Source organism: Streptomyces sp. NPDC037013, assembly GCF_055607265.1.
On sequence record NZ_JBVJRV010000003.1, the window covers coordinates 513,823 to 535,665 of the forward strand.

A 21,843-nucleotide genomic window follows, 5' to 3' on the forward strand; every position below is an offset into this window, starting at 1 on the left:
GGCACCGTCACCATGAGTGCAGAGGCCACGACAGACAACCGCGCGAGCATCCTCCTGGTCGACGACATGGAGGACAATCTGATGGCGCTCGAAGCCGTCCTCGGTTCCCTCAACGAGCCTCTCGTCAGGGCCCGTTCGGGCGAGGAGGCGATGAAGGCGATCCTGCGGCAGCGGTTCGCCGTCATCCTGCTGGACGTCCGCATGCCCGGCATGGACGGGTTCGAGACCGCGTCCAACATCAAACGGCTCGACCAGACCAAGGACGTGCCCATCATCTTCCTGACGGGCACCGACAACGACGCGGGCTACGCCTTCCGCGGCTATGCCACGGGCGCCGCGGACTACCTCACCAAGCCGTTCGACCCGTGGGTGCTGCGCGCCAAGGTCACCGTCTTCCTCGAACTGCACCGCAAGAACCGCCAGCTGGAGCGGATACTGGCCCGTGAGCAGCGCCAGTTCGACGAGCTGGCGGCGCGCCTCTCCGCGATCGAGACCCATATGGCCGCGAGCAGCCTGAAAGACGTCCTGGAGCTGCGCCGCCACGTGACGCACATGGAGGAACTGGTGCGGGAGATGCGCCGCGGACGGGGCGTCTGACCGGCGACACCGCCGTCCGCGCCGGCCCAGGACGCGCCGGGCCCCGGACCTGCCGGGTCCGCGAGGATCAGGCCTCGCGCGAGCCCGCGTACATCTCCTCGATGAGGTGCTTGTACTCCCGCTCCACGACCGGCCGCTTCAGCTTCAGGCTGGGCGTCAGCTCGCCGTGCTCGACGTCCAGGTCGCGCGGCAGGAGCCGGAACTTCTTGATGGTCTGCCAGCGCTGGAGGCCTTCGTTGAGCTGCTTGACGTAACCGTCGATGAGCGCGACCGTGGCCGGGTCGGCGCACACCTCGGCGTACGACTTCCCCTCCTGGCCGTTCTCCTTGGCCCACTCCAGGATGGCGGGCTCGTCGAGGGAGATCAGCGCGGCACAGAAGTTCCGGTCGGCGCCGTGCACGAGGATGTTGGAGACGTACGGACAGACGGCCTTGAACTGGCCCTCCACCTCCGCGGGCGCGATGTACTTGCCGCCGGACGTCTTGATCAGGTCCTTCTTGCGGTCGGTGATCCGCAGATAGCCGTCGACGGACAGCTCGCCGATGTCCCCGGTGTGGAACCAGCCGTCGGACTCCAGGACCTCGGCGGTCTTCTCCGGCAGGCCGTGGTAGCCCTCCATGATGCCGGGGCCGCGCAGCAGGATCTCGCCGTCGTCCGCGATGCGCACCTCGGTACCGGGCAGCGGCTTGCCGACGGTGCCGGTGCGGTAGGCCTCGCCGGGGTTGACGAAGGAGGCGGCGGACGACTCCGTCAGGCCGTACCCCTCCAGGATGTGGATGCCTGCGCCCGCGAAGAAGTAGCCGATCTCGGGCGCGAGCGCGGCCGAACCCGACACCGCCGCCCGCAGCCGCCCGCCGAAGGCCTCGCGGAGCTTGGAGTAGACGAGCGCGTCGGCGGTCCGGTGCTTGGCGCGCAGCCCGAACGGCACCGAGGCCGTGCCCGTCCTGCGGAAGTTGTCCTGGCTGACCCTCGCGTACTCGCGGGCGACCTCGGCCGCCCACAGGAAGATCTTGTACTTGGCCCCGCCGCCGGCCCGCGCCTTGGCGGCGACGCCGTTGTAGACCTTCTCGAAGATGCGGGGCACGGCGGCCATGTACGTCGGCTGCACCACCGGCAGATTCTCGATGATCTTGTCCACGCGGCCGTCGACGGCGGTGACGTGCCCGACCTCGATCTGTCCCGAGGTCAGCACCTTGCCGAAGACGTGCGCGAGCGGCAGCCACAGGTACTGCACGTCGTCGGGGCCGAGGAGGCCCGTCGAGGCGATGGCCTTGGCCATGTACGACCAGTTGTCGTGCGGCAGACGCACGCCCTTGGGCTTGCCGGTGGTGCCGGAGGTATAGATGAGCGTCGCGAGCTGACCGGCGGTGATCGCGCCGATCCGCTCCTTGATCAGCTGGGGGTTCTTCTCCAGGTGCGCCGCGCCACGGGCCTCCAGGTCGGCGAGGGTGAGCACCCAGCCGTTCGGGTCGCCCTCGGCGGGCTCCGCGCCCGCCGCGTCGAGCACCACGACGTGCCGCAGCTCGGGGAGGTCGGCCCGCTTCTCGCGCGCCTTGGCGAGCTGCGCGGCGTCCTCGGCGATCAGCACCCGGCTGCCGGAGTCGGCCAGGATGAACGCCGACTCCTCGGCGTTGGTCTGCGGGTAGATGGTCGTGGTGGCGGCGCCCGCGCACATGATGCCGAGGTCGGCGAGGATCCATTCGACCCGCGTGGACGAGGCGAGGGCGACGCGGTCCTCGGAGTCGAGACCGAGCTCGATCAGGCCCGCCGCGATGGCGTGGACGCGGTCGGCGGCCTGCGCCCAGCTGAGCGTCTTCCACTCGTCGGGCCCCTCGCCGGAGGCAGCCGGGACGGGGTAGCGGTAGGCCTCGGCGTCCGGCGTGGCCGCCACGCGCTCCACGAAGAGGTGCGCCACGGACGGCGGACGGTTCTCGATCAAGGTCTGTGTGTCGCTCACGACATCCTCCGGGCCCACGACATGCGGCGAACTGGCTGGCGGCTGCTTCTTACATCCCTGCGGCTACTTGTTTAACTTGTGAGTAACCTACGAGTGGTGATCAGAGTAGAGCCCGGACGCCCGACGCGTAAGGGCCTACCGGCCGTCACTTCCTACAGAGCCCCATACGGACCGGGCCCGCCGCCGGGAGCGCCGCGGGCCGCTTCGCGCGTGCCGTGTCAGGTGTGACACCGGCGCACTCCGCGGGTGGCGGACGGCACGCGAAAGGCGCCCGTCCGGAGTGTGGACGGGCGCCCGGGGCGTCACGGCTGCCGCGCGGCTGCGGCTACTTCCTGGCCTTTACTTCTTGGCCTTGCCGCTGTCGTCGCTGGAGAGCACGGCGATGAAGGCCTCCTGCGGCACCTCGACGGAGCCGACCATCTTCATCCGCTTCTTGCCTTCCTTCTGCTTCTCCAGCAGCTTCCGCTTACGGGAGATGTCACCGCCGTAACACTTGGCGAGGACGTCCTTGCGGATGGCGCGGATGGTCTCGCGGGCGATGACCCGGGAGCCGATGGCGGCCTGCACGGGCACCTCGAAGGCCTGGCGCGGGATGAGCTCGCGCAGCTTGGCGACGAGCCGCACGCCGTACGCGTACGCCTGGTCCTTGTGGGTGACCGCCGAGAAGGCGTCGACCTTGTCGCCGTGGAGCAGGATGTCGACCTTGACGAGCTGCGCGGACTGCTCGCCGGTGGGCTCGTAGTCGAGCGAGGCGTAACCGCGCGTCTTGGACTTCAGCTGGTCGAAGAAGTCGAAGACGATCTCCGCGAGCGGCAGGGTGTAGCGGATCTCGACGCGGTCCTCGGAGAGGTAGTCCATGCCGAGCATCACACCGCGCCGGTTCTGGCACAGCTCCATGATCGAGCCGATGAACTCGCTCGGGGCGAGGATCGTGGCGCGCACGACCGGCTCGAAGACCTGGTCGATCTTGCCCTCGGGGAATTCACTCGGGTTGGTGACCGTGTGCTCGGTGCCGTCCTCCATGATCACGCGGTAGACCACGTTCGGAGCGGTGGCGATCAGGTCGAGCCCGAATTCGCGTTCGAGCCGCTCACGGATCACGTCGAGGTGCAGCAGGCCGAGGAAACCGACGCGGAAGCCGAAGCCGAGCGCGGCGGACGTCTCGGGCTCGTAGACGAGCGCGGCGTCGTTGAGCTGCAGCTTGTCCAGGGCCTCGCGCAGGTCGGGGTATTCCGAGCCGTCCAGCGGATACAGGCCCGAGAACACCATCGGCTTGGGGTCCTTGTACCCGCCGAGCGCCTCGGTCGCGCCCTTGTGCAGGGAGGTGATCGTGTCACCGACCTTGGACTGACGGACGTCCTTCACGCCGGTGATGATGTAGCCCACCTCGCCGACGCCGATGCCGTCGGCCGGGGTCATCTCGGGCGAGGAGACGCCGATCTCCAGGAGCTCGTGGGTGGCTCCGGTGGACATCATCCGGATCCGCTCGCGCTTGTTGAGCTGGCCGTCGACGACTCGCACGTACGTCACGACGCCGCGGTAGGAGTCGTAGACCGAGTCGAAGATCATCGCGCGGGCCGGGGCGTCCTTGACGCCCACCGGCGGCGGGATCTCGGCGACGACCTTGTCGAGCAGCGCCTCGACGCCCATGCCGGTCTTCGCGGAGACCTTCAGCACGTCCTCGGGCTCGCAGCCGATGAGGTTGGCGAGCTCCTCGGAGAACTTCTCCGGCTGGGCGGCCGGCAGGTCGATCTTGTTCAGTACGGGGACGATCTTGAGGTCGTTCTCCATCGCCAGGTAGAGGTTGGCGAGAGTCTGCGCCTCGATGCCCTGGGCCGCGTCGACCAGGAGGATCGTGCCCTCACAGGCCGCGAGCGAACGCGAGACTTCATACGTGAAGTCCACGTGGCCCGGGGTGTCGATCATGTTGAGGATGTGGGTCCTGCCGACGTCCGGGCCCTCGTTCGGGGCCCAGGGCAGACGCACCGCCTGGGACTTGATCGTGATGCCGCGCTCGCGCTCGATGTCCATGCGGTCGAGGTACTGAGCACGCATCTGCCGCTGCTCCACCACACCGGTGAGCTGGAGCATGCGGTCGGCGAGCGTGGACTTGCCGTGGTCGATGTGCGCGATGATGCAGAAATTGCGAATCAGCGCCGGGTCCGTACGGCTCGGCTCGGGCACATTCTTAGGGGTCGCGGGCACGCAGGGTCCTGTCTCTTGAGGCGCCTGTCGCCTCGGGTCGGATCTATACGTAGGTTCCATCGTCCCATGGGTGCGGGACTGCGGTCGGTTTGGGCCGGTCCGAGGGTGCCTGGTACCGTGGACAGCTGTGTCTCGTAGCCCTCTCAAGCATCGAGGCGCGTGTCATCAAACTCATCTGCAGTACCTCTGCAGTACCTGAACCTGAAAAGGCTCTTTCGTGGCGAACATCAAGTCCCAGATCAAGCGGATCAAGACCAACGAGAAGGCGCGTCAGCGCAACAAGGCGGTCAAGTCTTCCCTGAAGACCGCGATCCGCAAGGCCCGCGAGGCCGTTGCCGCCGGTGACGCCCAGAAGGCCGCCGAGCTCACGCGTGAGGCCACGCGCCAGCTCGACAAGGCCGTCTCCAAGGGTGTCATCCACAAGAACCAGGCCGCCAACAAGAAGTCGGCGCTTGCGACGAAGGCCGCGTCCCTCAAGGGCTGAAGCCTCTGCCCCGGTCCGCCGGGGCGCTGATCAATCCTTCCGCGAGGGTAATTCGAGCCCTCTACCTCGAATCGCGGACAGAACCACGCAGTACGCCACGCTGCGACGATGCCCCCGGCCCACTCCGGGGGCATTGCTGTGTCCGGGGGTGTGTGGGGCGCGCCCGGTGCCGGTCAGGGGCGCGGGGAACTGCGCGACCGGCCACGAGGCACCCGCAGACGAAGACCCACCCATCCCCGGAGGGCCGGGCCCCGCACCTCAGGGCCGCGCGCCTAAGGCTCCCGCCCCGCAGGGACTCAGCCCCGCCGGGCCCGCGCGGCACGGGCGATGGCGACGACGGCCTTCTCCAGGGCGTACTCCGGGTCGTCGCCGCCACCCTTGACGCCCGCGTCGGCCGCCGCGACCGCCGTGAGCGCGGCGGCCACGCCGTCCGGGGTCCAGCCGCGCATCTGCTGCCGCACCCGGTCGATCTTCCAGGGCGGCATGCCCAGCTCGCGGGCGAGGTCGGCGGGGCGCCCGCCACGCGCCGAGGAGAGCTTGCCGATCGCCCGCACGCCCTGCGCGAGAGCGCTGGTGATCATGACGGGGGCGACGCCGGTCGACAGGGACCAGCGCAGCGCTTCGAGCGCCTCGGCGGCCCGGCCCTCGACGGCCCGGTCGGCCACGGTGAAGCTGGAGGCCTCCGCCCGGCCCGTGTAGTACCGCCCGACGACCTCTTCGTCGATCGTGCCCTCGACGTCCGCCGCGAGCTGCGACACGGCCGAGGCGAGCTCCCGCAGATCGCTGCCGATGGAGTCGACCAGGGCCTGGCAGGCCTCGGGGGTCGCCGACCGGCCCATGGTGCGGAACTCGCTCCGCACGAACGACAGCCGGTCCGCGGGCTTGGTCATCTTGGGGCAGGCGACCTCGCGCGCACCCGCCTTGCGCGCGGCGTCGAGCAGCCCCTTGCCCTTGGCGCCGCCCGCGTGCAGCAGGACGAGCGTGATCTCCTCGGCGGGCGCCCCGAGATACGCCTTGACGTCCTTGATCGTGTCCGCCGACAGATCCTGCGCGTTCCGTACGACGACGACCTTGCGCTCGGCGAAGAGCGAGGGGCTGGTCAGCTCGGCGAGGGTGCCGGGCTGCAGCTGGTCGGAGCTGAGGTCGCGCACGTCCGTGTCCGCGTCGGCGGCGCGGGCGGCCGCGACCACCTGCTGCACGGCGCGGTCGAGGAGGAGGTCCTCCTGCCCCACGGCGAGCGTGAGAGGAGCGAGCGGATCGTCGTTTGCTGTCTTCCTGGCCATCGCGGTCCAGCATCCCACGCGGCACCGACAGCCCGTCCCGTACGTCCCGGTGCCATGTCGGAGAATGGACCGGTGACCGACGTACGACATGTCCTGGTGCTGCCCGACCGCGATGCCGCGGAGGTGGTGGCCGAAGAGCTCCCCGACCGTTTCGGCGTGGCCGAGGAACCCCAGCTCGTCCGCGACGCCCTGGCCGGCGAGGACGACGCCGAGGACGCCCAGTGGCTGGTCGTGGTCGAGGACCCCGACTCCCGCCTGGACCCGACGGCCCTCGACGCACTGGCCGCCGAGCACGAGGGGTGGCTGGAGGCGCCGTAGGGGGGGCAGGGGCCGGGTCGGCAGGCGGCCGGGGGGCCGGGCGGTCAGGTGGCCGAGTGGTCGGGCGGCCGGCAGCCGAGTGGTCGGGCGACCGGGTGGTCGGGCCGTCGGGCGGCCGGGGGGCCGGGGGGCCGGGGGGTCAGCTCTTGGGGATGACCTGGATGTCGAGGTCGATCGTGATGCTGTGTCCGACGGCCGCGATGCCGCGCGCGAGCATCGTCTGCCAGGTGATCGTGAAGTCGTCGCGGTGCAGCTCGGTGGTGGCGCGGCAGGCGACGCGGGTCTCGCCCTGAAGCCCCTGGCCGACTCCGAGGTACTCCGTGTCGAGCGTGACCGTCCGCGTCACGCCGTGCAGCGTCAGGCCGCCGGATATCGCCCAGCGGCTGCCGCCCTTGTGCACGAAGCGGTCGCCGTAGAACTCCATCGTCGGGAAGCGCGCCACGTCCAGGAAGTCCCCGGACCGCAGGTGGTCGTCGCGCATCTTGACCGCGGTGTCGATGGAGGCCGCGTCGATGACGACGTGCATCGCGGAGTTCTCCATGCGCTCGGCCACCCGTATCGCGCCCGCGAAGGTGTTGAACCGGCCCCGGATGCGGGCCAGCCCGATGTGGCGCGCGGTGAAGGCCACCGAGGAGTGCAGGGGGTCGAGCTCCCAGTCACCGGGCTCGGGCAGCGCCGGCGGCTGGGCGACCTGGAGCATGACGTCACCGATCGACGCGTGCGCGTTCTCCGCGACCGTGGCGCTCGCCCGGTACGGGGTGAAGCCCTCCGCCGTGACCGCGAGACGGTACTCCCCGGCCGGAACAGCCGTGACGAACGACCCGAACGGGTCCGTCCCCCCACTGACGACCTTGCGCCCCATCGCGTCACTGACGGCGAACTCCGCGTTCCGCACGGGCTCATTGACCGGGTCGAGCACCCGGCAGCTGAGCACTCCCGCACTCGACGGAACCGTGAGCGCCGACAGGGGCCCCGTCCGTCCATCCCGATTCGTACGGTTTCCCAGCCAACGGCCGAACACCCTGCGACACATCCCCGCGTTCTTGACAACACCTGCAAACTGCAACGAAAAGGCATTCGATCACCGTTGCGGCTTTAGGCGCAACACGGACCCAGATCACTGGAATGCTGACGATGCGCAAGAACTGTCGCGAGTACCCCGAATTGATCCCCCTTCCTTTCCCATCACACCAGCTCAGAGACTGTTTCCCTCGGTAGCGCCCCCATGACCCCATGAGGTGACTGAGGTGGCCCGGCCGACAGCGCCGGAGGTCATGGGGGCCGGGTGGCCACCGCGAGACCTGGACCCGATCGCGCCCCCGCCCCCACCACCGCGATCGCGCCGTCCGTGTCCGTGCGCACCACCTGCGCTCCCTGGGCCCGCAATGCCGTGAGCGTCAGGGGCGAGGGGTGGCCGTAGGAGTTGTCGGCGCCGCACGAGATGAGCGCCAGCCGCGGCGCCGCCCTGCGCAGAAGCCCCGGATCCTGGTGGGCCGAACCGTGATGGGCGACCTTCAGGACATCCACCCCGGTGAGCGACGCACCGGCCGGCGAGCGCAGCAGTGCCCGCTGGGCGGGCGGCTCCAGATCGCCGAGGAGCAGCAGGCTCAGCCCGGCCGTCCGCACGAGCAGGGTGACGCTCGCGTCGTTCGGCCCCTCGGGCCGCGGCACCGCCGACCCCGGTGGCCACAGCACTCGCCAGTCCAGCGGGCCCGCGCGGCGCCGCTCCCCCGCCACGGCCCGGACCACCGGGATGTGCGCGGCCGCCGCCTGATCCCGTACGAACTCCGCCTGGTCCGGCGGCTCCTCGAACCCCGTCGTCTGGATCTCCCCCACCTCCCGCCCCCGCAACACCCCCGGCAACCCCGCGACATGGTCGGCGTGGAAGTGCGTGAGCAGGACGAGCGGTACGCGCGTGATCCCCAGCGAACGCAGGCAGCGGTCCGCCGCGACCGGATCCGGCCCCGCGTCGACGACCACCCCCGCCCCGCCTCCCGCGGCGAGCACCATGGCGTCGCCCTGCCCCACATCGCACATCGCGAGCCGCCATCCCGGCGGCGGCCACCCCGCGATCACCCGGGTGACGGCCGGGGGCCGGACGACCACCAGGAACAGCAGGACGGCACAGGCCGCGATCACCCATGGATGCCGCATGAGCCTGCGTCCCACCAGGACGAGGAGCACGGTGACGAGCGCGAGCAGGAACCCGCCCCGCCAGCCGTCCGGCCAGTCGATCCCGCTCCCGGGGAGCGCCGCCCCGGTCCTGGCGATCCCCGCGATCCATCCGGTGGGCCAACCCGCTGCCCAGGCCAGCGCCTCGGCCACGGGCATCGCCACCGGCGCCGCCGCCAGCGCCGCGAAGCCGAGCACGGTCGCGGGCGCGACGGCGAACTCCGCGAGCAGATTGCACGGCACCGCCACCAGACTCACCCGCGCCGCGAGAACGGCGACGACGGGCGCGCACACCGCCTGCGCGGCAGCAGCGGCGGCCAGCGCCTCGGCGAACCTCGACGGAACCCCCCGCTCCCGCAGCGCGGCACCCCAACGCGGCGCGAGCGTGAGCAACGCTCCGGTGGCGAGGACGGAGAGCAGGAAGCCGTAACTCCGGGCCAGCCACGGGTCGTACAGGACGAGCACGAGGACCGCCGTGGCCAGGGCGGGGATGAGCGATCTGCGCCGGCCCGTGGCCAGGGCGAGGAGCACGATGAGGCCACAGGCGGCGGCCCTCAGCACGCTCGGGTCCGGCCTGCAGACGATGACGAACCCGACGGTGAGCCCACCGCCGAGCAGCGCCGTCGCCCGGAGCGGAATGCCCAACCTGGGCGCCAGGCCGCGCCGTTCCGCCCGCTGCGCCGTGGCCGGCGGGCCGATCAGCAGGACGAGCACGATCGTGAGGTTCGCCCCGCTCACGGCGAGCAGATGCGTGAGGTCGGTTGCCCGGAACGCCTGGTCCAGTTCGGCCGGCACACGCGAGGTGTCCCCGATGACGAGCCCCGGCAGCAGCGCCCGGGCATCGGCCGGCAGCCCGTCCGTCGCTTCGCGCAGCCCGCCCCGCAACGCCCCGGCCAGCCGCTGTGCCCCGGACGGCGCCCCGATCACCTGCGGCGCGCGCTCCCCGGCCACCCGGAGCACCGCGGCCACCCGGTCCCCCTCCGGCAACGGCGGGGCCAGACGGCCCCGCACCCGCAGCCGGGTCGACGGCAACAGCGCCAACCAGGCATCACCGGGCGCGGCCCCGGCCCGCCGCTTCGCCGGGGCCCCGGAGGCGTCGGGGACATCGGCCCCCGGGGCTCCGGAAGCCTTGTCCATGGGGCGCTCTGGCCTCTCCGTCCGTACGACCACCAGGACCGGTGTCCGCGTCACGGTCGACCTGCCGTCCGCTTCCGTGACGCGGACGACGTCGGCGTCCAGGACCACGGTGGGCGGCATCGTGTGGGCGGCGGCGACCCGGGGCCGGATGCGCCGCGGGTCGGACGTGACCTCCAACTCGGCTTCCACCTGCGCATATTCGCGTGCCAGTCCGGGGACGGGGCCACGGCGCAGGTCCGCACCGTGCAGAGCCGCGGAGGCCGTCGCCGCTGCCATGCAGAGGAGAACCGCCGCCACGGGCAGCCGCCCCCACGACCGCATCCCAGGCGACCGTCCCGCCGACTGCCCCTGCGGCCCGTGCGGCGCTTGTCCAGGCGGCCCGTCCGGCAGTTGTCCCTGTGGGCGACGGACCCGCGTCGTCCACGTCACCAGCAGGCCTCCGCCCACCAGGACGCAGACCGCCACCGTGACGATCGCCCACCGGGGCGGCGCGTCCAGCATCACGGCGGCCGTCGCCCACGCCGCGAGAGCGGGCGGTACGAGCCGGAGGTCGGCCGGCCCCTCCTGACGCGGATGCGAGGCTCCCAGTCGTCGGCCCGACGCGACGTGAACTGCCGCGCGCGTCATGGCCGTACAAGATCTTGCAGGTCCGCGAAGCGCCGATCGCCGATGCCGTTGACCTCGCGCAACTCGTCGACGGAACGGAAACCTCCGTGCTCGGCGCGGTACTCGAGGATGTGCTGGGCCAATACCGGTCCGACTCCCGGCAGTTCGTCCAGCTGCTCGGCGGTCGCGGTGTTCAACCCGATCGGGCCGGTCATCGCCGCCCCTCCCGCACCCCCGCCCACGCCCACTCCCACCCCTGCCGCCCCGGCGCCCACCCCGGCACCGCCGCCCCCCGCTCCGGCAGCCGCCGCGACGCCGCCCACCACTACCTGCTCACCGTCCACGAGGAACCGGGCGCGGTTGAGGCCGTCCATCTCCGTGCCGGGTCGCACCCCACCGGCCGCCCGCAAGGCGTCGGCCACCCGGGATCCCGCAGGCAGCCGGAGCACTCCCGGATGCCGCACCTTTCCGCTGACATCCACGACGATCTTGGCGGCACCACCACCCCCGCCACCCGCCGCCGCCCGGCCCGCCCGCACCGGTGACCCCGGCGAGGGAGCCGGCTCCGCGCCCCGTCCAGAGGCGGCGGCACCCGCCTCACGCACCACCTCCGGTGGCCGCACGGGCTGGGTGCGGCCCGCCCAGAAGTGCTGAGCGGCGAAGACCGCGGCGAGCGCGAGCACCGCGACGAGGGCGATCACGCTGCGCCGTTCGACCCCGCACCGCGACTGCAGCCACACCGGCAGCCGCTCCCGCACGGCGAGTCCGATCCGCTCCCTCCGCGAGGACGGCCAGACGTGCGCCTCGGCCCCCCTCTCCGAACCGACGACCGCGTCCGGACCTGCGTCCAACCAAAGGTCCGGCTCGGAGGCCAGGCCGCGAGCGGGGGCGGGCCTCGCCGCGCGCGGCCTCGACTCACGCACCACGTCTCTGCCTCTGCCCCTGTCCCTGCCTTCCCTGCCCCCAACCCCCGTCCCCCCGCCCACCAGCGCCTCATCCGCCGCCGCCACGTCCAGCCGCGGCGAACGCGGCGGTGACTCCGGCGAAGGCCGCGCCTGCTCCGGCCGCTGCGGCTGTCGCTCCGCGAACAGCGATTCCGCCCGCTGCCCCTGCCGCTGCCGCGTCGCCTCCGCCGACGTATACCTGCGCCTGGCCCGCCCCCGGGCGTGACGGTGGCTCGCGCGGCCGTCGGAGGCCGGGCCGCGGCCGGGCCCGCTCGTGGCGGAAGGTGTCCTGGAAAGTGATCGAAGTGCCATGCCGACCACGCTAGGCACCACCGGGAAAACTCGTTGATCTTGGTCAATTCCCGTGGATTACCCGGCAGTTGTGGATAACTCCGTCACCCGTACGAGTGCATCCCGACGCTCTTCACCGCGGCGAGACCACGGCTCCCAACAGCCCCGGACCCGTGTGCGCCCCGATCACCGCGCCGACCTCGCTGACGTGCAGCTCGGCGAGGCCCGGCACCCGGTCCCTGAGCCGCTCGGCGAGCGCCGAGGCCCGCTCGGGGGCCGCCAGGTGGTGCACCGCGATGTCGACCCGGCCGGCGCCCGCCCGCTCGACCACGATCTCCTCGAGGCGGGCGATCGCCTTCGACGCGGTGCGCACCTTCTCCAGCATGTCGATGCGGCCGCCGTCGAGCTTGAGCAGCGGTTTCACGGCGAGTGCCGAGCCCAGCAGCGCCTGCGCGGCGCCGATGCGGCCGCCCCTGCGCAGATAGTCGAGGGTGTCGACGTAGAAGTACGCGGACGTGGCCGCGGCCCGCTTCTCCGCCGCCGCGACCGCCTCCTCCGCCGAGTCGCCCGCCTCCACGGCCTGGGCCGCTTCCAGCGCGCAGAAGCCGAGGGCCATGGCGACCATGCCGGTGTCCACCACCCGTACCGGCACGGGTGCTTCCTTCGCGGCGAGGACCGCCGCGTCGTACGTGCCGGAGAACTCGGCGGACAGGTGGAGCGAGACGATGGCCGTGGCGCCCGCCTCGGCCGCCTTCCGGTAGACCTGTGCGAAGACCTCGGGGCTGGGCCGGGAGGTGGTCACCGACTTCCGCTTCTGCAGCGCCTGGGCGAGGGAGCGGGCCGAGATCTCGGTGCCCTCCTCCAGCGCCTGGCCCCCCAGGACCACGGTCAGCGGGACCGCGGTGATGCCGTGCCGCTCCATCGTCCGCCGCGGCAGGTAGGCCGTTGAATCAGTGACGATCGCGACATGGCGGGACATGAGCTGGAGGTTACCTGTCTGTGCCGCCGGGCGGCAGCCCGGCCCCTGTTGGCCCGGGTCCGATTCCGGTTCCGGCCGCCGGGGGGATCAGGTGGTGCTTTCGGGCCTGGGCTTCTTCTCCCATGGATACGTGGTTCTCGCGGTGGGCGGGGTGATCGCGGGCCGGGTCGGTTCCTGCGCCGCACGCCGGTCGGCCCCCTCGGGCGAAGCCGGCTCGGGCCATGCGGCGGGGGCCTGGGCGGCGGGCGACGGTTCCGTCGTCGTCCAGTGGCGCAGGGCGCCCGCCTCCATGTCGATCTGTGTGCTCAGGGAGTCCAGGTCGTCGTCGGCGAAGCGGCGGGCCCGGTCCCGCGCCGACCAGCGCAGCGAGTCGGCCGCCTTGGTGATCTGGGTCGTGCGCTCCCGCAGCCCGGGGAGGCGCTCGGCCAGCGCGGCCTTGTCCGGGTCGCGCTCCAGGCGCCGGAGCTCGTCGTCCAGCTCATGGCCGTGGGTGCTGAGGCGGTCGAAGAGGCTCAGGGTCTCCTTCAGGGATTCGTCGGAGGCCGCGCCCGCGTGCAGGACGTCCTGCGTGGCGCGCATGGAGGAGCGCAAGGAGAGGCGCAGCTGGGCCAGTTCGGCGGCCGTGCCGACCTGCGCGAAGCTCTTCGCCCGCAGCGTGGTGTCCTCGACCGTCCTGCGGGCCTCCAGGATGGTGCGGTCCACGCCGCGCTTGGCGGCCTTGACCGCCTTCACCGTGACGTACACGCCCAGCACCATGAACAGCACGACCAGCAGCGCCACGATTGCGCCCACGGCTTGCATGACGCTCCTCTCCGCAGTCCGTCCGTCCAGCGACTCCTTCCACCGTAAACGGAGAAGGCAGGTCGGAGGTTCCAACGGAACCCCCAACCTGCCCGTAGGGGAAGACCCCTACCTCAGGTGTCGGCCGCTACGCGGGGACGATGTTCACCAGCTTCGGCGCGCGCACGATCACCTTGCGGATCCCGGCGCCGGCCAGCGCGGCGACGACCTTCTCGTCGGCCAGCGCGATCGTCTCCAGCTCCGCGTCGGAGATCGACGGGGAGACCTCCAGGCGCGCCTTGACCTTGCCCTTGATCTGCACGACACAGGTCACGGACTCGTCCACGACGTAGGCCGGGTCGGCGACCGGGAAGTCCCGGTGGACGACCGAGTCGGTGTGGCCCAGCTTGCGCCACAGCTCCTCGGCGATGTGCGGGGCCAGCGGCGCGATCAGCAGGACCAGGCGCTCCGCGACGGACCTCGGCACCGGGCCGCCCACCTTCGTCAGGTGGTTGTTCAGCTCGGTGATCTTGGCGATGGCGGTGTTGAACCGCATGCCGTCCAGGTCCTGGCGGACGCCGTCGATCGCCTTGTGCAGGGCGCGCAGGGTGCCCTCGTCGATGTCGGCCTCGGCGACGTCGGTGACGGTGACCTCGCCGGTCGACTCGTCGACGATCAGGCGCCACATCCGCTGCAGCAGCCGGTACTGGCCGACGACCGCGCGCGTGTCCCAGGGGCGGGAGACATCCAGGGGGCCCATCGCCATCTCGTACAGGCGCAGGGTGTCCGCGCCGTACTCGTCGCAGATCTCGTCCGGCGTGACGGCGTTCTTCAGGGACTTGCCCATCTTGCCCAGCTCGCGCTTGACCGGCTCGCCCTCGAAGTAGAACTTGCCGTCGCGCTCCTCGACCTCGGTCGCCGGCACCGGGAAGCCGCGGCCGTCCCGGTAGACGTAGGCCTGGATCATGCCCTGGTTGTACAGCTTGTGGAACGGCTCGGCCGACGAGGTGTGGCCCAGGTCGAACAGGATCTTCGACCAGAAGCGCGCGTACAGCAGGTGCAGCACCGCGTGTTCGGCGCCGCCCACGTACAGGTCGACGCCGCCGGTCGGCTGCCCCTCGCGCGGGCCCATCCAGTACTGCTCGACGGCGGGGTCGACCAGCTGCTGGTCGTTGCGCGGGTCCAGGTAGCGCAGCTCGTACCAGCAGGAGCCGGCCCAGTTGGGCATGGTGTTGGTCTCGCGGCGGTACCGCTTGGGGCCGTCGCCCAGGTCCAGGGTGACGTTGACCCAGTCCTCGTTGCGGGAGAGCGGCGTCTCCGGAGAGGTGTCGGCGTCGTCCGGGTCGAAGGTGCGCGGGGAGTAGTCGTCGACCTCCGGCAGCTCCAGGGGCAGCATCGACTCGGGCAGCGCGTGGGCGACGCCGTCCTCGTCGTAGACGATCGGGAAGGGCTCGCCCCAGTAGCGCTGGCGGCTGAACAGCCAGTCGCGCAGGCGGAAGTTGACGGTGCCCTCGCCGATGCCGCGGGTGGCCAGCCAGCCGGTGATGCGGGCCTTGGCGCCCTCGACGTCCAGGCCGTCCAGGGAGATCTCCTGGTTGGCCGAGTTGATCAGCTTCGCCTCGTACGAGGAGAAGGCGTCGTCCCAGGTCCGGGTGTCGGTGCCGCGGCCGTCGGACGGCTCGACGACGCAGTGCATCGGCAGGTGGAAGGCGCGGGCGAAGGCGAAGTCGCGGCCGTCGTGCGCCGGGACGGCCATGATCGCGCCGGTGCCGTAGCCCATCAGGACGTAGTCGGCGATGAAGACCGGGATCTGCTCGCCGCTGACCGGGTTGGTGGCGTAGACGCCGGTGAAGACGCCGGTCTTCTCCTTGGCGTCGGCCTGGCGCTCCACGTCGGACTTGGCTGCGGCGAAGGCGCGGTACTTGGCGACGGCCTCGGCCGGGGTGGCGTGCCCGCCGGTCCAGGTCTCGTGGGTGCCCTCGGGCCAGGCGTCCGGGACCAGCTTGTCGACCAGGTCGTGCTCGGGCGCCAGGACCATGTAGGTGGCGCCGAACAGGGTGTCCTGACGGGTGGTGAAGACGGTGATCGCGTCGCCCTCGATGCCCACGGGGAAGTTCACGCGGGCGCCTTCGGAGCGGCCGATCCAGTTGCGCTGCTGCAGCTTGATGGCCTCGGGCCAGTCCAGCGCGTCCAGGTCGTCCAGCAGGCGGTCGGCGTAGGCGGTGATGCGCATGTTCCACTGGCGCAGCTTGGCCTTGAAGACGGGGAAGTTGCCGCGCTCGGAGCGGCCGTCGGCGGTGACCTCCTCGTTGGCCAGCACGGTGCCCAGGCCGGGACACCAGTTGACCGGCGCGTCGGAGGCGTAGGCCAGGCGGTATCCGCTCAGGACCTCGGCGCGCTCCGCGGCGTCCAGCTCGCTCCACGCGCGCGTGGAGCCCGGTACGGCGCGCTCACCGCTGTCGAACTGCGCGACCAGGTCGGCGATCGGGCGGGCCTTGCCGGCGTCGGCGTCGTACCAGGAGTTGAAGATCTGGACGAAGATCCACTGGGTCCACTTGTAGTACTCGGGGTCGATCGTCGCGAACGAGCGCCGCTTGTCGTGGCCCAGGCCCAGCGCGCGCAGCTGGGACTTCATGTTCTCGATGTTGGCCTCGGTGGAGACCCGCGGGTGGGTGCCCGTCTGCACGGCGTACTGCTCGGCGGGCAGGCCGAAGGCGTCGAAGCCCAGGGTGTGCAGGACGTTGTGCCCGGTCATGCGCTGGAAGCGGGCGAAGACGTCCGTGGCGATGTAGCCCAGGGGGTGGCCGACGTGCAGGCCCGCTCCGGAGGGGTACGGGAACATGTCCATGATGAACTTCTTGGGCCGGTCGACCAGCGCGGCCTCGGCCTCGTCCCGCGCGGCCAGGTCGCCGCTCGGGTTCGGCGCCTCGTAGGTGCCCTCGGCGTCCCAGAAGTCCTGCCAGCGTGCCTCGATCTCAGCGGCCAGAGCGGCCGTATAGCGGTGCGGCGCGGCCACCTCGGAGGCGGCAGCAGAATTCGTCTCGCTCATGATCCTCAAAGCTCCATCGATCGTCTCTGCCTGCGGAATTGACCGTTCTGGTCAAACAAAAATGCCCCTCGCACAGGAGGGGACGCCGCGCCGATTCCGACCGCGGTTCACCGGCGGTCGGGACTGATCAGCGCGGCCCGCTAAGCAGAAGGCGTACGGCACGCATGGCGTCAGGGTACCGCAGCGCCCGCGCGGCCCGCGACGAGCTTCCGCGAGCGTCCCACCGGGCGGCCGTTCACCGGTCATTGGCCAAGGGTTACTCCGCGTACCGCCCACTATCGGGGCAACACCAAGATCGAGTCGCGCTTTGATAACAACGCAATAACTCAAACCTCGTACCCACCGGTATGGAGCGACTTAGCATGCGGCGGGACCGAACCATTTCGGAGTCGCCCCCATGAACCCTCTGCACCCGCACCGCAAGAGCCGTTCCCTCCCCCGATCGTCTCCACGTTCGTCCGCGTCCCTCCCGCCCCTCGCGACCGCCGTCCCGCCGTCGCGGATCCTGGGCGCCGGAGCCCTGCTCCTGATACCCGTGCTCGTCTTCGCCGGCAGCGACGCCGTCCGCGCCGCCCTCGACTTCACCGCGGGCGTCCTGTCCCTGGTGTCGCTCACCGCATCCGTCGTCTGGGGCCTGGTCGCCACCGACCGCCTGTTCCTGCACTCGCGCCAGCGCCTGCTCGCCCAGGGCGTGCACCGGGCCACCGCCGTCGCCTCGGTCGGCTTCCTGCTGCTGCACGGCACCGTCAAGGTCGCCCTCGACCACGTGTCGCTCATGGGCGCCCTGCTGCCGTTCGGCCTCGGCGTCACCGGCAGCGCCGGCCTCATCGGCCTCGGCTCCCTCGCCGGACTCCTCATGATCAGCACCGGGGTCACCGGCGCCCTGCGCAGCGCCTTCGCCTCTCCCGCGCGGATCGCGTCGCGCTGGCGCGCGCTGCACACGCTCGCCTATCCGGCATGGTGTACGGCGCTGATCCACGGCCTGTACGCGGGCCGGGAACCGAAGCCATGGGTCGTCACGCTGTACGCCCTGTGCCTGGTGGCGGTCGCCGCTGCCGTCGCCCTGCGCGCGGCACCGCTCCCGATCAAGCGGAAGGTGGCCGCCCGCATCCTGGCCGTACTGGAACCGGAGCGCGAGGAGCCACCCGCGCGGGACACCGCCTCCACCCCGCTGCCCGGCGCCCGCACCCCCGCGCCCGCACCCGTCGTCGGCATCTCGGCGGCCTACCGCGCGCTGTCCTCCCCCGCGCCCCCGTACCCCACCGTGCCCCCGCCCCGCACCGCACCGGACGGCCGCTGGCCCGCGCCCTCGCCGCCCCCGCCCGCCGAGTCCCCCTACGTGGCGCCCCAGCCCACCTACGACACGCAGCCCCAGCCCGTCCACGACCCGTCGTACGACGCTCCCCTCGCCCCCGCGTACGACCCCGTGCACGATCCCGCGTACCCCGATCCCCCGTACGACTGTGGCCCCGCCACCGAGCCGCTGCCCCGGCCCTTTCAGGCCCCCAGCTCGGGCGAGCCCTGGAACGCCGCCACCGGAGGCCACCCGTGAACGCGCCGCTGCCCGACGTCCCCGAGGTCCGCGTCGTCGGCCTGCCCCTGCTCACCTCCGGCTTCGACCTCGTCGAACGCCTCGATCTCGCCATGCACCTGAAGGTGCACGGCCCCCTGGAACCCCTGGCGGGCGAACCCCTCGCCCGCCTCGCCGAACACATCGCGCTGCGTGGCCGGGGCGGCGCGGGCTTCCCCTTCGCCCAGAAGCTGCGGGCCGTCGCGGACGCGGCGATCCGCCGGGGCGTGCGCCCCGTGGTCGTCGTCAACGGCAGCGAGGACGAACCCGCCTGCCGCAAGGACACCGTTCTGATCAACCGCGCCCCGCACCTCATCCTGGACGGCGCGCTGCTCGCCGCCGAGGCACTCGGCGCCCGCACCCTCGTCATCGGCGTGACGCGGGACTCGACCGAGGCGTCGATGCGGACCGCCCTGGCCGAGCGTGGCCTCGGCAACCGGCGCGGACCGGCGCTACGCGCGCGCGTGCAGCGCAATCCGGTGCGCATGGTCACCGGGGAGTCCTCCGCCCTCGTCCGCTCGGCGGACGGCGGCCCCCCGCTGCCACCGGGCCGCAAGGTGCGCACGTCCGACTCCGGAGTGGGCGGCGCCCCCACCCTGCTCTCCAACGCGGAGACGTTCGCGCAGCTCGCCGTCGCCGCTCGCACCGGCGCCGACCGCTACTGCCGGACCGGTCTGCACGACGAGCCCGGCACGGTCCTGCTGACCCTCTCCGGAGCGGTCTCCCGGCCGATGGTCGTGGAGGTCCCCACCGGGGTGCCGCTGCGGTACGTCCTCCAGCTGGCCGGCGCGCCCGCACTCCCTCAGGGCGTGCTGACGGGCGGCTATCACGGCAGGTGGCTCGATGGCGTCACGGCCCACGACGCGGTCGTCTCACGTGCCTCCCTGGACGCCTGCGGCGGTGCGCTCGGCGCGGGCGCGATCCTGCCGGTCGGGGAGGACACCTGCCCGCTGGGCGAGTCGCTGCGCGTCGCCGAGTGGCTTGCCGCCGAGAGCTCCGGCCAGTGCGGCCCCTGCTACCTCGGCCTCCCGGCGGCCGCCCGCGGGCTCGCGGACGTCCTGCGGGGCGGCGGGCCGACCGCCCTGGAGGCGCTGCGCGAGGTGACGCGGGCGGTGAAGCGGCGCGGGGCGTGCAAGCATCCGGACGGTTCGGCGGCCTTCCTGGAGTCGACGATCTCGACGTTCACGGACGACCTCGCCGCGCATGTCCTCGGCGGTGGCTGCGGCAGACCCGTCGAGGGCGTCCTGCCCCTCCAGGCGGACGTGCCGGGGGCCGCGGCGCCCAGCGGCCGCACGCTGGCCGTCGACTGGACGCTCTGCCAGGGCCACGGCCTGTGCGCCGACATCGTCCCGGAACTCCTCCAGCTGGGCCCGGACGGCTTCCCCTCGGTCGCGGAAGCCGCCGTACCGCGTTACTCCGAAGCGCGCGCCGCACGAGCCGTGCGCCGCTGCCCCGCGCTCGCCCTGCGCATCGAGGAGCCTCAGAGGGCGCTGCCCCAGGCCGGACCCGGGCTGCCGGCCGCGCTTCCGCCGGGCCGTCGTCGCAGGGCGCTGGGCAGCGGGCGGCAGTGAGACCCGACAGGGACGACGAAAAGAGCGGGCCACCCGATCCGGGTGGCCCGCTCATATCCTGTGGAGCTAAGGAGAATTGAACTCCTGACCTCCTGCATGCCATGCAGGCGCTCTACCAACTGAGCTATAGCCCCTTGCCTGTCCGCCCGGTTTCCCCGGCGGCTCCGCCAACATTACACGGTCATACCCGTGCTCCACCAAATCGGTTCCGTTCTGGGTTGATACGGCCGGTACTGTCAGCCTTCGTGACCGTGATCGCGTTCGCCGCCGCCCGCCGCCGCGTGCCTCTGGCCGCCGGGGCCTGCCTGCTCTCCTTCACGGCCTTCTGGCTCGCGCAGCGCGCCGCCGACGTCTCGATGATCGACCTCATGGTCTACCGCGCCGAGGGCGAGACCGTGCGCGCGGGCGGCGACCTGTACGCGCTGCGCACGACCGAGGCCCATCTGCCCACCACCTACCCGCCGTTCGCGGCGCTGCTGTTCACGCCGCTGACCCTCCTGGACACGGCCGACATGCGCACCCTCGCGACGCTGGGGAACCTGCTGCTCCTGGTCGGCCTCGCGCACCTGTCCCTGCGGCTGATCCACGACGAGCGGCACGCGCGCGTGGAGAGCGCCTTGTGGGTGTCCGCCCTCGCCGTCTGGTGCGAGCCGGTGTGGACGACGCTGCGCTACGGACAGATCAATCTGCTGCTCGCCGTCCTGGTCCTGTGGGACCTGTCCCGGCGCCCCGGCCACCGCTGGACGGGCGTGGGGATCGGCGTCGCCGCGGCGATCAAGCTCACGCCCGCGCTCTTCGCGGTGTTCCTGCTGCTCACGGGCGCGGCCGAGGCCCTGCGCCGCGGGCCGTGGCGGCCGGCGGTGCGGCACGCGTGCGTGGCCGCCGCCTCGTTCGCCGGGGCGACGCTCCTCGCGGCCGTCCTGCTGCCGTACGACTCACGGCGCTTCTGGACCCGGATGGTCTTCGAGGCGGGCCGGGTGGGCCTCGCCGAGGACACCGCCAACCAGTCGCTGCGCGGGGTCCTCGCCCGGCTCCTGCACACCGGGGAGCCCGGCGCCCGCTGGGCCGCGGCCGCCGTCGCCGTCGGCGGGCTCGGCCTCGCGGTCGCGGTGGCCGCCGCGCTGCGCGGGGAGAGGGCCTGGGCGGCGCTGGCGTGCGCGGCGACGGCGCTCGTGGTGAGTCCGGTGTCGTGGTCGCACCACTGGGTGTGGTGCGTGCCGATGGTGCTGCTCCTGAGGGCGGAGGCGGTGCGCCGGGGCGGCCGCGCCCGGTGGGCGCTCACCTGGATCACGTCCCTGGTCTTCTGCTCGTACGCCCTGTGGTGGGTGCCGCACGGGGTGGGGCGGCTCGAACTCGACCAGAATTATGGCCAAATGACGCTGTCGGCCCTCTACGTAGCGACCGCTTTCGCGTTCCTCCTGGTCGCCGTCACGCGGTGGCGAACGAGTAGAAACGCTTGAGCGTGCAGTGCTCGTCGAGGAGCCGGCCGTAGATCGGCTCCCCTTCGAGCTCGCGGTACGTCTCGATGGGGTCGCCCTTTATGATCAGCGCCCGTGCGCACTCCTCGCACCAGTACTGGTAGTCCTGGTTGACCGGTTCCATGTCGCGGACGATCGGCGTGCCACTGCCGCACCAGTCGCATTTCCGCCTGTGTGCACCCATCGATCAGCTCCAGCTGTGGCCGCAGGCGGTACACACGTACGAGACCCCGCCGTTGTCGCCCAGTACTTGGGCGACGTGGGTCGAGCCGCAGGAAGGGCAGTTGAGAAGCGTGCGCACCGCGGCTCGTGCTCGTACAGCCGTCGCTTCGGAGAGGTGGTCGACCTCTCCGAGGATGCTCGCGGGCATCGCGCTCTCCCTCCCGTCGGGCTGCGTCTCCTTCCGGCCGTCCGATTCTGCC

Annotated in this window: 17 protein-coding genes and 1 tRNA gene; 6 read left to right on the plus strand and 12 right to left on the minus strand. The window is 71.8% G+C overall.

The annotated features are described in order from the left end of the window. Positions 1-12: 12 nt before the first annotated feature. Positions 13-597, plus strand: a complete 585-nt coding sequence (locus tag ACZ7DY_RS12210) for a response regulator (RefSeq protein ID WP_471133436.1) — start codon at positions 13-15, stop codon at positions 595-597. 67 nt (positions 598-664) lie between these two features. Here the strand turns inward: ACZ7DY_RS12210 and ACZ7DY_RS12215 are convergent, their stop codons facing one another. Both ACZ7DY_RS12215 and lepA read right to left on the minus strand, forming a co-directional pair. Next, positions 665-2,554 (minus strand): AMP-dependent synthetase/ligase, encoded by a 1,890-nt coding sequence (locus ACZ7DY_RS12215; protein WP_471133439.1) that lies wholly within the window; start codon positions 2,552-2,554, stop codon positions 665-667. Between the two features lie 339 nt (positions 2,555-2,893). Next, complete coding sequence (gene lepA / locus ACZ7DY_RS12220; RefSeq protein WP_471133441.1) at positions 2,894-4,759, minus strand: translation elongation factor 4; 1,866 nt, start codon at positions 4,757-4,759, stop codon at positions 2,894-2,896. Positions 4,760-4,976: 217 nt separating this feature from the next. Here lepA and rpsT point away from each other — a divergent pair, with 217 nt between their 5' ends. Beyond that, positions 4,977-5,243, plus strand: a complete 267-nt coding sequence (rpsT, locus tag ACZ7DY_RS12225) for a 30S ribosomal protein S20 (RefSeq protein WP_030783448.1) — start codon at positions 4,977-4,979, stop codon at positions 5,241-5,243. A 296-nt stretch (positions 5,244-5,539) separates the two neighbouring features. On the opposite strand, the gene holA is transcribed toward rpsT, so the two are convergent. Continuing rightward, positions 5,540-6,526, minus strand: a complete 987-nt coding sequence (gene holA, locus ACZ7DY_RS12230) for a DNA polymerase III subunit delta (RefSeq protein WP_471133444.1) — start codon at positions 6,524-6,526, stop codon at positions 5,540-5,542. A gap of 54 nt (positions 6,527-6,580) precedes the next feature. Here holA and ACZ7DY_RS12235 point away from each other — a divergent pair, with 54 nt between their 5' ends. Further along, on the plus strand, positions 6,581-6,844 hold the full coding sequence (locus ACZ7DY_RS12235) for a hypothetical protein (protein ID WP_471133446.1): 264 nt from the start codon (positions 6,581-6,583) through the stop codon (positions 6,842-6,844). Positions 6,845-6,983: 139 nt separating this feature from the next. On the opposite strand, the gene ACZ7DY_RS12240 is transcribed toward ACZ7DY_RS12235, so the two are convergent. The 6 genes from ACZ7DY_RS12240 to leuS form a co-directional block, all read right to left on the minus strand. Then, a complete protein-coding gene (locus ACZ7DY_RS12240) occupies positions 6,984-7,865 on the minus strand; it encodes a YceI family protein (protein WP_471134537.1) in 882 nt (293 codons plus the stop codon). Between the two features lie 251 nt (positions 7,866-8,116). After that, complete coding sequence (locus tag ACZ7DY_RS12245; protein ID WP_471133448.1) at positions 8,117-10,780, minus strand: ComEC/Rec2 family competence protein; 2,664 nt, start codon at positions 10,778-10,780, stop codon at positions 8,117-8,119. Beyond that, positions 10,777-11,610, minus strand: a complete 834-nt coding sequence (locus ACZ7DY_RS12250) for a ComEA family DNA-binding protein (RefSeq protein WP_471133451.1) — start codon at positions 11,608-11,610, stop codon at positions 10,777-10,779. The genes ACZ7DY_RS12245 and ACZ7DY_RS12250 overlap by 4 nt, the downstream gene beginning before the upstream one ends. Before the next feature lie 517 nt (positions 11,611-12,127). Continuing rightward, on the minus strand, positions 12,128-12,973 hold the full coding sequence (locus ACZ7DY_RS12255; RefSeq protein WP_471133453.1) for a DegV family protein: 846 nt from the start codon (positions 12,971-12,973) through the stop codon (positions 12,128-12,130). 87 nt (positions 12,974-13,060) lie between these two features. After that, complete coding sequence (locus ACZ7DY_RS12260; protein WP_471133456.1) at positions 13,061-13,774, minus strand: hypothetical protein; 714 nt, start codon at positions 13,772-13,774, stop codon at positions 13,061-13,063. 127 nt (positions 13,775-13,901) lie between these two features. Next, positions 13,902-16,802, minus strand: coding sequence for a leucine--tRNA ligase (gene leuS / locus ACZ7DY_RS12265; protein ID WP_471133458.1), 2,901 nt, complete (start codon positions 16,800-16,802; stop codon positions 13,902-13,904). 397 nt (positions 16,803-17,199) lie between these two features. Here leuS and ACZ7DY_RS12270 point away from each other — a divergent pair, with 397 nt between their 5' ends. Beyond that, on the plus strand, positions 17,200-18,354 hold the full coding sequence (locus tag ACZ7DY_RS12270; protein WP_471133461.1) for a hypothetical protein: 1,155 nt from the start codon (positions 17,200-17,202) through the stop codon (positions 18,352-18,354). Next, the gene (locus ACZ7DY_RS12275) at positions 18,351-19,943 is read left to right on the plus strand and encodes an NADH-ubiquinone oxidoreductase-F iron-sulfur binding region domain-containing protein (RefSeq protein ID WP_471133464.1); all 1,593 of its coding nucleotides are present in this window, start codon (positions 18,351-18,353) and stop codon (positions 19,941-19,943) included. Before ACZ7DY_RS12270 ends, ACZ7DY_RS12275 begins: the two co-directional genes overlap by 4 nt. 61 nt (positions 19,944-20,004) lie before the next feature. Here the strand turns inward: ACZ7DY_RS12275 and ACZ7DY_RS12280 are convergent. After that, positions 20,005-20,077: transfer RNA gene (locus ACZ7DY_RS12280), tRNA-Ala, on the minus strand. A gap of 111 nt (positions 20,078-20,188) precedes the next feature. On the opposite strand from ACZ7DY_RS12280, the gene ACZ7DY_RS12285 reads away from it, so the two are divergent. Then, positions 20,189-21,403: a glycosyltransferase 87 family protein gene (locus ACZ7DY_RS12285; RefSeq protein ID WP_471133466.1), complete on the plus strand. Its 1,215-nt coding sequence runs from the start codon at positions 20,189-20,191 to the stop codon at positions 21,401-21,403. Here the strand turns inward: ACZ7DY_RS12285 and ACZ7DY_RS12290 are convergent. Together ACZ7DY_RS12290 and ACZ7DY_RS12295 are read right to left on the minus strand one after the other, a co-directional pair. Continuing rightward, complete coding sequence (locus ACZ7DY_RS12290; RefSeq protein ID WP_006137425.1) at positions 21,372-21,605, minus strand: hypothetical protein; 234 nt, start codon at positions 21,603-21,605, stop codon at positions 21,372-21,374. The two genes, ACZ7DY_RS12285 and ACZ7DY_RS12290, sit on opposite strands and share 32 nt — an antisense overlap. Positions 21,606-21,608: 3 nt before the next feature. Then, positions 21,609-21,791: a hypothetical protein gene (locus ACZ7DY_RS12295; RefSeq protein WP_471133468.1), complete on the minus strand. Its 183-nt coding sequence runs from the start codon at positions 21,789-21,791 to the stop codon at positions 21,609-21,611. Positions 21,792-21,843 lie beyond the last annotated feature (52 nt).